The sequence below is a fragment of the Tenacibaculum sp. AHE14PA genome (assembly GCF_019278465.1).
Lineage (GTDB): Bacteria > Bacteroidota > Bacteroidia > Flavobacteriales > Flavobacteriaceae > Polaribacter > Polaribacter bernardetii.
On record NZ_CP058983.1, the window covers coordinates 988,549 to 1,000,523 of the forward strand.

The 11,975-nt window shown below is 34.2% G+C and carries 12 protein-coding genes and 5 tRNA genes; all 17 read right to left on the reverse strand.

Annotated elements, in window-relative coordinates:
* Nucleotides 1-42: 42 nt before the first annotated feature.
* The 17 genes from rpoB to H0I30_RS04550 all read right to left on the reverse strand — a co-directional run bounded on the left by rpoB (nucleotide 43) and on the right by H0I30_RS04550 (nucleotide 11,952).
* Nucleotides 43-3,855 carry a DNA-directed RNA polymerase subunit beta gene (gene rpoB, locus H0I30_RS04470; RefSeq protein ID WP_218773114.1) on the reverse strand — a complete coding sequence of 1,271 codons (3,813 nt, stop codon included), beginning with the start codon at nucleotides 3,853-3,855 and terminating at the stop codon, nucleotides 43-45.
* A gap of 236 nt (nucleotides 3,856-4,091) precedes the next feature.
* Nucleotides 4,092-4,463, reverse strand: coding sequence for a 50S ribosomal protein L7/L12 (gene rplL, locus H0I30_RS04475; RefSeq protein WP_218773115.1), 372 nt, complete (start codon nucleotides 4,461-4,463; stop codon nucleotides 4,092-4,094).
* A gap of 48 nt (nucleotides 4,464-4,511) precedes the next feature.
* Nucleotides 4,512-5,027, reverse strand: a complete 516-nt coding sequence (gene rplJ, locus H0I30_RS04480; protein ID WP_218773116.1) for a 50S ribosomal protein L10 — start codon at nucleotides 5,025-5,027, stop codon at nucleotides 4,512-4,514.
* Nucleotides 5,028-5,048: 21 nt separating this feature from the next.
* Entirely contained in the window at nucleotides 5,049-5,738 is a 690-nt protein-coding gene (gene rplA, locus H0I30_RS04485) for a 50S ribosomal protein L1 (protein ID WP_218773117.1), read from the reverse strand.
* A 20-nt stretch (nucleotides 5,739-5,758) separates the two neighbouring features.
* Nucleotides 5,759-6,196, reverse strand: coding sequence for a 50S ribosomal protein L11 (gene rplK / locus H0I30_RS04490; RefSeq protein WP_218773118.1), 438 nt, complete (start codon nucleotides 6,194-6,196; stop codon nucleotides 5,759-5,761).
* A gap of 65 nt (nucleotides 6,197-6,261) precedes the next feature.
* A complete protein-coding gene (gene nusG, locus H0I30_RS04495; RefSeq protein ID WP_218773119.1) occupies nucleotides 6,262-6,810 on the reverse strand; it encodes a transcription termination/antitermination protein NusG in 549 nt (182 codons plus the stop codon).
* 2 nt (nucleotides 6,811-6,812) lie between these two features.
* Nucleotides 6,813-7,004, reverse strand: a complete 192-nt coding sequence (secE, locus tag H0I30_RS04500; protein WP_218773120.1) for a preprotein translocase subunit SecE — start codon at nucleotides 7,002-7,004, stop codon at nucleotides 6,813-6,815.
* Nucleotides 7,005-7,057: 53 nt separating this feature from the next.
* A tRNA-Trp gene (locus H0I30_RS04505) sits at nucleotides 7,058-7,129 on the reverse strand.
* Nucleotides 7,130-7,185: 56 nt separating this feature from the next.
* Nucleotides 7,186-8,373, reverse strand: coding sequence for an elongation factor Tu (tuf, locus tag H0I30_RS04510; protein ID WP_218773121.1), 1,188 nt, complete (start codon nucleotides 8,371-8,373; stop codon nucleotides 7,186-7,188).
* 75 nt (nucleotides 8,374-8,448) lie between these two features.
* A tRNA-Thr gene (locus tag H0I30_RS04515) sits at nucleotides 8,449-8,521 on the reverse strand.
* Between the two features lie 17 nt (nucleotides 8,522-8,538).
* A tRNA-Gly gene (locus H0I30_RS04520) sits at nucleotides 8,539-8,611 on the reverse strand.
* 71 nt (nucleotides 8,612-8,682) lie between these two features.
* Nucleotides 8,683-8,765 (reverse strand) — tRNA-Tyr (locus H0I30_RS04525).
* 42 nt (nucleotides 8,766-8,807) lie between these two features.
* A tRNA-Thr gene (locus H0I30_RS04530) sits at nucleotides 8,808-8,881 on the reverse strand.
* A gap of 99 nt (nucleotides 8,882-8,980) precedes the next feature.
* Nucleotides 8,981-9,289 (reverse strand): ribosome hibernation-promoting factor, HPF/YfiA family, encoded by a 309-nt coding sequence (hpf, locus tag H0I30_RS04535; protein ID WP_218773122.1) that lies wholly within the window; start codon nucleotides 9,287-9,289, stop codon nucleotides 8,981-8,983.
* Between the two features lie 14 nt (nucleotides 9,290-9,303).
* Complete coding sequence (locus tag H0I30_RS04540) at nucleotides 9,304-10,191, reverse strand: tyrosine-type recombinase/integrase (protein ID WP_218773123.1); 888 nt, start codon at nucleotides 10,189-10,191, stop codon at nucleotides 9,304-9,306.
* An 87-nt stretch (nucleotides 10,192-10,278) separates the two neighbouring features.
* On the reverse strand, nucleotides 10,279-10,476 hold the full coding sequence (gene rpsU / locus H0I30_RS04545; protein ID WP_028888499.1) for a 30S ribosomal protein S21: 198 nt from the start codon (nucleotides 10,474-10,476) through the stop codon (nucleotides 10,279-10,281).
* 309 nt (nucleotides 10,477-10,785) lie between these two features.
* Complete coding sequence (locus tag H0I30_RS04550) at nucleotides 10,786-11,952, reverse strand: acyl-CoA dehydrogenase family protein (RefSeq protein WP_218773124.1); 1,167 nt, start codon at nucleotides 11,950-11,952, stop codon at nucleotides 10,786-10,788.
* Nucleotides 11,953-11,975: the final 23 nt, after the last annotated feature.

Below are 11,975 nucleotides of genomic sequence, written 5' to 3' on the forward strand. Positions count from 1 at the left end.
GTAGGTAATTAAAATAATTACCTACCAATATTTCACTGTTTGTTATTCCTCTAATTTAACGTCTAATCCTAAACCTTTCAGTTCGTGCATTAATACGTTAAAAGATTCTGGTAAACCTGGTTCTGGCATAGTTTCACCTTTTACGATTGCCTCGTAAGTTTTGGCTCTACCTAATACATCATCAGATTTCACTGTTAAGATCTCACGTAAGATACTCGATGCACCATATGCTTCAAGTGCCCAAACTTCCATCTCTCCAAAACGCTGACCACCAAACTGAGCTTTACCTCCTAATGGTTGTTGTGTAATTAATGAGTAAGGTCCGATAGAACGCGCATGCATCTTATCTTCAATCATGTGACCTAACTTAATCATATAAATTATACCTACCGTTGCTGGTTGATCGAAACGTTTCCCTGTACCTCCATCATATAAATATGTATGTCCGTAACGTGGAATTCCTGCTTCATCTGTTAAGGCATTAATCTGATCAATGTTTGCTCCATCAAAAATTGGTGTAGCATACTTTTGATCTAATTTTTGACCTGCCCATCCAAGAACTGTTTCATAAATCTGACCAATATTCATACGAGATGGTACTCCTAATGGATTTAATACGATATCAACTGGTGTTCCGTCTTCTAAGAAAGGCATATCTTCTGCTCTTACAATACGAGCAATAATACCTTTGTTTCCGTGACGTCCTGCCATCTTATCTCCTACTTTTAATTTACGTTTTTTAGCAACATAAATTTTTGCAAGTTTTAAGATTCCTGCTGGTAATTCGTCTCCTACTGAAATAGTAAATTTCTCGCGACGTAAAGAACCTTGTAAATCATTAACTTTAATTTTATAATTGTGAACTAATTCAACAACTAATCTATTTAAGTCTTTATCTGTCGTCCAAGTTCCGTGTAAGTGTGTAAAATCACCAACAGAATTTAACATTTTTTGAGTGAATTTTTTACCTTTTGGTAAAACCTCTTCTCCTAAATCATTAAATACACCTTGAGACGTTTTTCCTGTAATTAAATTGAATAATTTTTCAATTAATACATCTTTTAAATCTTCGAACTTATGAACATAAGATGCCTCTAAAGTTGCAATTGCTTCTTTATCACGAGCACGTTTTGTTTTATCTTTTACAGCACGTTTGAATAATTTCTTATTAATTACTACACCTCTTAATGATGGCGAAGCTTTTAATGATGCATCTTTTACATCACCTGCTTTGTCACCAAAGATAGCTCTTAATAATTTTTCTTCAGGAGTTGGATCAGATTCTCCTTTTGGTGTAATTTTACCAATTAAGATATCACCAGGATTTACCTCTGCTCCAATACGAATCATTCCGTTTTCATCTAAGTCTTTTGTAGCCTCTTCAGAAACGTTAGGAATATCGTTTGTTAATTCTTCAGCTCCTAATTTCGTATCACGAACATCCAAAGAATATTCATCAATATGTATAGAAGTGAAAATATCTTCACGAACAACTTTTTCAGAAATTACAATCGCATCCTCAAAGTTATACCCTTTCCAAGGCATAAAGGCTACTTTCATGTTTCTACCTAAAGCTAATTCTCCTTTTTGTGTTGCATAACCTTCACAAAGTACTTGACCTTCTTCAACTCTATCACCAACTTTTACAATTGGTTTAAGGTTAATGTTCGTACCTTGATTCGTTTTTCTAAACTTAATTAAGTTATATGAAATATCATCAGAGTCAAAGCTTACTAAACGCTCTTCATCAGTTCTATCATACTTAATTTTTATCTTATTAGCATCAACATACTCAACAACTCCAGCACCTTCAGCATTGATTAAGATACGAGAATCTTTAGCAACTCTACGCTCTAATCCTGTACCTACAATTGGTGATTCTGGACGTAATAATGGAACTGCTTGACGCATCATGTTCGATCCCATTAATGCACGGTTGGCATCATCATGCTCTAAGAAAGGAATTAACGACGCTGAAATAGATGCTATCTGGTTAGGAGCAACATCCATATAATCAATCTCAGTAGGTGTAACTACAGGGAAATCTCCCCCTTCACGTGAAATTAATTTATCTCCAACAAAATCTCCATCTGCATTAATCTCTAGATTAGATTGTGCAAATTTCATTCCTTCTTCTTCTTCAGCACTTAAATATATATGCTCTTGATCTAATTCGATGTTTCCTTCTATTACCTTTTTATAAGGCGTTTCGATGAAACCTAAATTATTAACTTTTGCAAATACAGCTAAAGATGAAATTAATCCAATGTTCGGCCCTTCTGGCGTTTCAATCGGACATAAACGACCGTAATGTGTATAGTGAACATCACGAACCTCAAAACCTGCTCTTTCTCTAGATAAACCTCCAGGTCCTAGTGCAGATAAACGACGTTTGTGCGTAATCTCTGCTAATGGATTGGTTTGATCCATAAATTGAGATAACTGGTTAGTACCAAAAAACGAATTAATTACTGAAGACAATGTCTTCGCATTAATTAAATCAATCGGAGTAAATACTTCGTTATCACGTACATTCATTCTTTCACGAATAGTACGAGCCATACGAGCTAAACCTACACCAAACTGACCTGCTAATTGTTCACCAACAGTTCTTACACGACGGTTAGATAAGTGGTCGATATCATCTACTTCTGCTTTCGAGTTAATTAACTCAATTAAGTATTTGATAATCGTAATAATATCATTTTTTGTTAATACCTTCTGATCAATTGGTTCGTTTAACTGTAATTTGGTGTTCATTCTAAAACGACCAACTTCACCTAAACTATAACGCTGTTCAGAGAAGAATAATTTTTCAATAATTCCTCTTGCTGTTTCCTCATCTGGCGGCTCAGCATTACGTAATTGTCTATATACGTGTTCTACTGCTTCTTTTTCAGAATTGGTAGGATCTTTCTGTAATGTATTGTGAATGATTGCATAATCTGCCATGTCATTATCTACCTTATGCAATAAGATAGTTTTAGCACCTGCATCGATTATTTCATCAATATGTTCTTTTTCTATGATAGTATCACGGTCAAAAACTATTTCGTTACGCTCAATAGATACAACTTCTCCTGTATCCTCATCAACGAAATCTTCATGCCAAGTTTTTAAAACTCTAGCTGCTAGTTTACGCCCTAATACCTTCTTTAATCCTGCTTTAGAAACTTTTACTTCTTCCGCTAAATCAAAGATCTCTAATATATCTTTATCTCTTTCAAAACCGATGGCTCTGAATAACGTAGTTACTGGTAATTTTTTCTTTCTATCAATATAAGCGTACATTACTTGATTGATATCAGTTGCAAATTCTATCCAAGATCCTTTAAAAGGAATTACTCTTGCAGAGTATAACTTGGTTCCGTTTGCGTGGAAAGATTGTCCAAAGAAAACACCAGGTGAACGGTGTAACTGAGAAACCACAACTCTTTCTGCACCATTAATAATAAAGGTACCAGAATTAGTCATGTAAGGAATTGTACCTAAATACACATCTTGAACAATTGTTTCAAAATCTTCGTGTTCAGGATCTGTACAATAAAGCTTTAATCTTGCTTTTAATGGTACACTATGTGTTAATCCTCTTTCTATACATTCTTGAATGCTATATCTAGGTGGATCTACAAAGTAGTCTAAAAATTCTAATACAAATTGATTACGTGTATCTGTAATCGGAAAGTTATCCATGAAGGTTTTGTACAAACCTTCTTCACCACGCTCATCTGCTTTAGTTTGCAATTGGAAAAAGTCTTGGAATGACTTTACCTGTATATCTAGAAAATCTGGATAGTCGGTACCTAATTGCGATGATGCGAAGTTAATTCTTTCAGTAGTGTTTATCGTTGCCAAAAGAGATGCTATTTTTAAATTAAAAATATTATTTTTTGAAACTATTTCGTTTCAATAATGCAATTTTAATTGCTTTGCTGACTTAAAATCAGCTCTTTATAGTCGTATTATCACTAGTGTAAAACAGTAATAAAATAAAGAACGAATATATACACAAAATGGTTTAGGACTAGAAACATGAGTTCCTAGTACCTAAACCTTAATTGTTTTATCCCGTTTTAACTCGGGAGTATAGCTTACTTAAGCTCTACTTCAGCTCCTGCTTCTTCTAAAGATTTTTGAAGACCTTCTGCTTCATCTTTAGATACTCCTTCTTTGATTGGTGCTGGTGCACTATCAACGATTGCTTTAGCATCTTTTAAACCTAATCCAGTTAATTCTTTAACTAACTTTACTACAGCTAATTTAGAACCACCTGCTGCTTTTAAGATTACATCAAATTCAGTTTGCTCTTCTGCTGCATCTCCTCCTGCTGCTGGACCTGCTACTGCTACTGCTGCTGCTGCTGGCTCAATACCATACTCATCTTTTAAAATATCAGCTAATTCATTAACCTCTTTTACTGTTAAGTTAACTAATTGCTCTGCGAAATCTTTTAAATCTGCCATTTTAATTGTTTTTGAAATTTTTATTATTTAGTTTATTAGTGCGCGAAATTATTTTTCTGATAACGTCTTTAAAATACCTGATAATTTATTACCTCCTGATTGTAATGCTGAAACAACATTCTTAGCAGGTGATTGTAATAACGAGATAATATCTCCAATAAGTTCTTCTTTAGACTTAATGTTAACTAGTGAGTCTAATTGGTCATCTCCAACATAAACTCCCTCTTCAACATATGCTCCTTTTAATAAAGGTTTGTCTGATTTTTTTCTGAACTCTTTAATAACTTTTGCTGGTGCATTTGCAACTTCAGCAATCATCATTGAAGTATTACCTTTTAAAACATCCTGTAAATCTCCGAAATTTTTATCAGAAGCTTCCATTGCCTTTGAAAGCAAAGTGTTTTTAACAACAGCTAATTCTACGCCAGCTTTAAAACATGCTCTACGTAAGTTAGATGTAGTTACTGCATCTAAAGCAGAAATATCTGCTAAATAAATGATACTTGTATCTGCTAATCTTGCTGTTAAATCTTGTATTACTTGTGATTTGTCTTCTCTTGTCATAATTAAAAAGTTTTAACTGCCTTATGATACAGATTTTTCATCTACAGCAACACTAGGACTCATAGTTGAAGACATAAAAATACTCTTAATATAGTCTCCTTTAGCCGCTGTTGGCTTTAATTTAATTAACGTTTGTAATAACTCATTTGCATTTTCCTGAATCTTCTGAGCATCAAATGATACTTTTCCGATCGCAGCATGTACAATACCAGTTTTATCAACTTTAAAGTCAATTTTACCAGCTTTAACTTCCTGTACTGCTTTTGCAACGTTCATAGTTACTGTACCTGTCTTTGGGTTAGGCATTAAACCTCTTGGTCCTAACACACGACCTAATGGTCCTAACTTACCCATAACACTAGGCATAGTAATAATAACATCAACATCAGTCCAACCTCCTTTAATCTTCTGAAGGTACTCATCTAATCCAACATAATCTGCTCCCGCTTCTTTAGCTTCAGCTTCTTTATCTGGAGTAACTAATGCTAATACTTTAACATCTTTACCTGTTCCGTGTGGTAATGTTACAACTCCACGTACCATTTGATTTGCTTTACGTGGATCTACTCCTAAACGTACTGCTAAATCAACTGACGCGTCAAACTTTACAGTTGTAATTTCTTTAACTAAAGCTGATGCATCTTTTAAGCTGTAAACTTTAGAGCTATCTACCTTAGAACGAGCTTCTTTTTGCTTTCTAGTAATTGCCATTTCTAAATATCTTTTAAAGTTTAAGCAGGTGCATCACCTGTTACTGTTAATCCCATAGAACGAGCAGTTCCGGCAATCATCTTCATTGCAGATTCGACTTTAAAGGCATTCATATCAACCATTTTGTCTTCTGCAATTCCTCGAATTTGATCCCAAGAAACACTTGCTACTTTTTTCCTATTTGGTTCTCCTGAACCTTTCTTAATTTTGGCCGCTTCTAATAATTGTACTGCAGCTGGTGGTGTTTTTACAACAAACTCGAAAGATTTGTCTTTATAAACAGTAATCACGACAGGTAATACTTTACCTTGTTTGTCCTGTGTACGTGCATTAAATTGCTTACAGAACTCCATGATATTAACACCGGCAGCACCTAAAGCGGGTCCAACTGGTGGCGACGGATTCGCAGCACCTCCCCTTACTTGTAGTTTAACTAATTTACTTACTTCTTTTGCCATTGTTTAAGATTTAATGATTTGTTTAAAATGGAAGCTTTAAACACATCTAAATATAGGTGTAACGATTATATTTTTTCTACTTGCGTATAATTTAATTCTAATGGAGTTTTTCTACCGAAAATCTTAACCATTACTTCTAATTTACGCTTCTCCTCATTAATATTTTCAACTGCCCCGTCGAAACCATTAAAAGGACCATCGATTACTTTTACTGTTTCTCCTATATTAAAAGGAATTACAATATTTTCATCTTTTACAGAAAGTTCATCAACTTTTCCTAACATTCTGTTTACTTCTGATTTACGCATAGGCACTGGCTCTCCTCCTTTAGTTTCACCTAAAAAACCAATAACATTTGTCACTGACTTAATTACGTGAGGAACTTCACCTGCTAAATTAGCTTCTACCATTACATAACCCGGAAAATAAACTCTCTCTCTGTTAACTTTTTTTCCGTTTCTTTCTTGAATAACTTTTTCGGTTGGTACAATTACCTGGTTTACGTAATCTGTCAATCCGAAACGAGCGATTTCAGTTTCAATATAGGCTTTAACCTTATTTTCCTGTCCTCCTACTGCTCTAACTACGTACCATTTCATTACTGAATCAGCCATCATTAAAACATTTTAAAGAAATTATCTAATCCTGTTTGAAAAACTTTATCTACTCCTGCTACTACTAAAGCAAAAACAATTGTAAATGCAGCAACAACAACAGTAGACTTTTGTGCCTCTTCACGAGATGCCCAAGTCATATTTGTATTTAGTTCTTCAAAAGAACCTTTAATATATTGTATAAAGTTATTCATTTTCTTATCCTTTTAACGAGTTACGATATTAATCGCAACTCGTTTTGATTATGCACGGACGGAGAGATTCGAACTCCCGACACCTGGTTTTGGAGACCAGTGCTCTACCGCTGAACTACGCCCGTATTTTAAAAGGAGTCTCTCATTTAAGAGACTCCTTTTTATAATGTAAACTAATTGATTAGTCTAAAATTTCAGTTACCTGACCTGCACCTACTGTTCTACCACCTTCACGGATAGCGAACTGTAAACCTAAGTTTAATGCAATTGGTTGGATTAAATCAACTGTAATAGTTAAGTTATCACCAGGCATAACCATTTCAACACCATCAGGAAGAACAATATTTCCTGTTACATCAGTTGTACGTACGTAAAACTGTGGACGATAGTTGTTATGGAATGGAGTGTGACGTCCACCTTCTTCTTTTTTCAACACATACACCTCAGCCTTAAACTTAGCGTGTGGAGTTACAGAACCTGGCTTACAGATTACCATCCCTCTTTTAATATCTTCTTTTGCAATACCTCTTAATAAGATACCAGCGTTATCTCCTGCCTCACCTCTATCTAAGATTTGACGGAACATTTCGATACCAGTTACTGTAGAAGTTAACTTCTCAGTACCCATACCAATAATATCTACAGCTTCACCAGAATTGATGATACCAGTTTCAATACGACCAGTAGCAACAGTTCCACGACCTGTAATTGAGAATACATCTTCAATAGGCATTAAGAAAGGCTTTTCAGTTTCTCTTAAAGGCTCTTCGATCCATGCATCAACTTGTGCCATTAATTCTAAAACAGTATCAACCCATTTTTGTTCACCATTTAAAGCTCCTAAAGCAGAACCAGCAACAACAGGACCATTATCTCCATCATACTCATAGAAAGATAATAATTCTCTTACTTCCATTTCAACTAACTCAAGTAACTCTTCATCATCAACCATATCCACCTTGTTTAAGAAAACAACCATACGTGGAATACCTACCTGACGACCTAATAAGATGTGCTCACGAGTTTGTGGCATTGGACCATCTGTTGCAGCTACTACTAATATAGCTCCATCCATTTGAGCAGCACCCGTTACCATGTTCTTTACGTAATCGGCGTGACCTGGACAGTCTACGTGCGCGTAGTGACGGTTTTGAGTTGCATATTCAACGTGAGAAGAGTTAATTGTAATACCTCTTTCTTTTTCTTCTGGTGCATTATCGATTTGATCAAAATCTCTAGCTTCAGAGAATCCTGCATCACTTAATACTTTAGTGATAGCAGCAGTTAATGTAGTTTTACCGTGATCTACGTGACCAATTGTACCAACGTTTAAGTGGGGCTTCGAACGATCGTAAGTTTCTTTTGCCATGATTATTAATTTTAATTCTTAGTTAAATATATTTAGTGTTACTTTAAATTCTTTTTTAAAAAAACTCTAAAAAAGAGCCAATGACCGGATTTGAACCGGTGACCTCATCCCTACCAAGGATGCGCTCTACCAACTGAGCTACACCGGCCTGGATAATTATTATAGAGCGAAAGACCAGGTTCGAACTGGCGACATTCAGCTTGGAAGGCTGACGCTCTACCAACTGAGCTACTTTCGCGTATTTTTAAAACCTTTCATTAATAATCAAAAGTTGAAGCTTGATATATTAACTAATCGGTTTTAAAAAAGTGGGGAGAGCAGGATTCGAACCTGCGAAGTCGTAAGACAACGGAGTTACAGTCCGTCCCAGTTGGCCGCTTTGGTATCTCCCCTTTGGTAATTTAAAACTATGTTAAAGAACTTTCTTTATTTTGAGCCGATGAGAGGACTCGAACCTCCGACCTGCTGATTACAAATCAGCTGCTCTAGCCAGCTGAGCTACATCGGCTTTTATTGTCATAAAAAACAATCCGCTATTTCTAACGGATTGCAAATGTATAAAGTAATTTTTATATTCTAAAGCTTTTTTAGATTATTTTTTATCTTTTTATGATACTAATGAATCTCGATGCTTTTCTTTTGATTTTTTTAAGCTTCTTTTTAATGAGTCAACAGCAATATTTACACCCTCTTCAAAGGTTTTATTTTGTTTTTTAACCATCAATTCACTTCCCGGAATATTTATTTTTATTTCTGTAATTTTATTTTCTTTCTCACTTGTTTTCTGAACTTTTAAAAAAACTTCTACATCAACTATCTTATCATGAAACTTCTCTAAACCTTCTATCTTCTTTTCAATGTAATCTATCAAACTTTTATCTGCTGTAAAGTTTACTGACTGCGTGAATACTTTCATAATTTTTTAAATCTTTATTTTGACTCTCTAGGGTGAGCCTTGTTAAACACTTTTTTTATCTGCTCCAAGCTATTATGCGTATACACTTGGGTAGCGGCTAAACTTGAATGCCCTAGTAATTCTTTAACCGAATTTAACGACGCACCATTATTAAGTAAATGTGTTGCGAAAGCATGCCTTAATATATGTGGGCTTTTTTTTGCTTTTGTGGACACTCTACTAAAGTACAAATTAATTATTCGGTACACAAGAGTTTCATAAATTTCAACCCCTTTTTTGGTTATCAAAAGCTCCTCTACTCCTTTTAATTCTTTTTCTTTTTTTAACGCTAAATACTGATTTAAAGTAATTAAGATAGACGGCAACAGCACTACAAACCTCTCTTTATTTCTTTTACCCAAAACTTTTATTAATTGCCTACTAAAATCGATATCTTTTTCTTTAATATTAATCAGCTCTATTCTTCGCATACCTGTTGAATACAACAACTCTACTATTAACTTATTTCTTACTGATTCAAAATCTACTTCTTCATTTAAAATAGCCAATACTTTTTGTATTTCTTTTTCATCAAAAGGTGCTTGTATTTTTTTTTGAACTTTTAGTGCTTTGTGTTTTGCTAACGGATTAACTTCAACTTCTTTTACTTTCTGAAGAAAGGTGTAAAAAGTTTTTAAAGAACTCACTTTTCTATTTATACTTCTATTCGAAATTTGCTTATCAACAAGACTCACTATCCATGTTCTAATTTGATTGTAATGAATTGTCGTTAACTCTTCTTGCTCAAATTCAGCCACACAAAAATCTTTAAATGCTACAATATCTGTTCGGTACGCATTTATAGTGTTTATAGAATAGTTTTTTTCGTGCTCTAAATATTTTAAGAAAGCTGCTACAAGCATTGGTTTTGTTTTTATTGAAATAAATATACAAAAAAACCTGTATTGATAAATCAACACAGGTTTTATATTACTCTTTATAAACTATTTCTAGCTTACTTCTTCTTTCGTTCTTAATCCTTGAACGTAAGACGCTTTTTTCATTTGAGCACGTTTAACGACAGATGGTTTGTTAAACTGTTTTTTGTCGCGTAATTGTCTTAAGATTTTTACGTCTCTGAACTTTCGCTTATAACGTTTTAACGCTCTATCGATATTCTCTCCTTCTTTAATTGGAATAATTAACATGTGTTAGCACCTCCCTTCATTGTAGTCTCTAAATTTTTATTTTTAGGACTGCAAATGTACTGAGTCTTTTTTAATTAACAATTAAATTTTTACTTATTTTAAATTTCACTGTCGCATTAGCGATTGAAACGGCATCCTTTTTTATTTTTTTTATAAAAAAGATATAGTGTAAAGCGCGACCTGAAAGGGAATGCCCAAAATATCTTCAATGTAAAGGTAAAATTAGGTTGCTGGTTTATATTCCTTCTTATCTATGATCATTTTTGCGATGCAGAAAATGCATTTTCGCAAAAACGACAATCAACAATATTAGGTTGCTGGCTTATATTCTTTCTTATCTATAATCATTTTTGCGATAATTTCTTTCAAAATTTCAGAAGTACCTCCACCAATTGGTCCTAAACGGCTATCTCTTAATAAACGTGCTAACGGATACTCTTCCATATAACCATAACCTCCTAATAACTGTAAAGCGTCGTATATAACCTCATCTGCCATTTTTGTGGATAGCATTTTACTCATACTCGCCTCTTTTACCACATAAACACCTTCGTTTAGTCTTTTTGTAATCGAATAGTTATATTCTCTACACATATCAACTTTAGATGCCATCTCTGCTACTTTATGACGTAACGCCTGAAACTTATCTAATGTTTTACCAAAAGCTTCTCTTTCGCTCATATATGTTATCACATAATCTACAGCAAACTCAGCTCTTGCATGTGCATTGATTGCCATTATTAAGCGCTCTAAAGCAAAATGCTGCATTATATACGGAAAGCCTTTTCCTTCTTCGCCCATTAAATTCTCTGCAGGAATTACTACATTATCAAATGCAATTTCTGCCGTATCTGAAGCTCTCCAACCTAGTTTATCTAACTTTGTTGATGAAATTCCTGGTGTATTTCTATCTACCAAAAGAATACTCATTCCTTTATGTTTATCCTCCGGATTTGTTTTTGCTGCAACTACTAAGTAATCAGAATACACACCGTTTGTAATAAATGTTTTAGATCCGTTAATTACATAGGTATCTCCTTTTTTAATTGCAGTAGTTCTCATACCTGCAACATCACTACCACCAAAAGGTTCAGAAATACATAAACATCCTATCATATCTCCGTTAATACTGGGAGTTAAATATTCTTTTTTGATTCTGTCGTCTCCTTCTTTATTTAAGTGTGTCATTGCCAAGTAAGCGTGCGCCCACATATTTGCTGCAAAACCACCTGAATTTATTTTTTGTAATTCTTCTAAAAAAATCACAGTATAAAAAAGATCTAAACCTAAACCACCGTGTTCTTCTGGTTGATTTAATCCGAAATAACCCATTTCCCCGAATTTCTTCCAAATGAAACGCTCAACGGTTCCGTCTTTTTCCCACTTATTTATATGAGGAACAACTTCTTTTTGCAAAAAGTCCTTAAAACTCTGTCGAAAAAAGTCATGTTCTTCAGTAAAGTACATACTATTCATAATTATATATTCTGTTTGTTGTT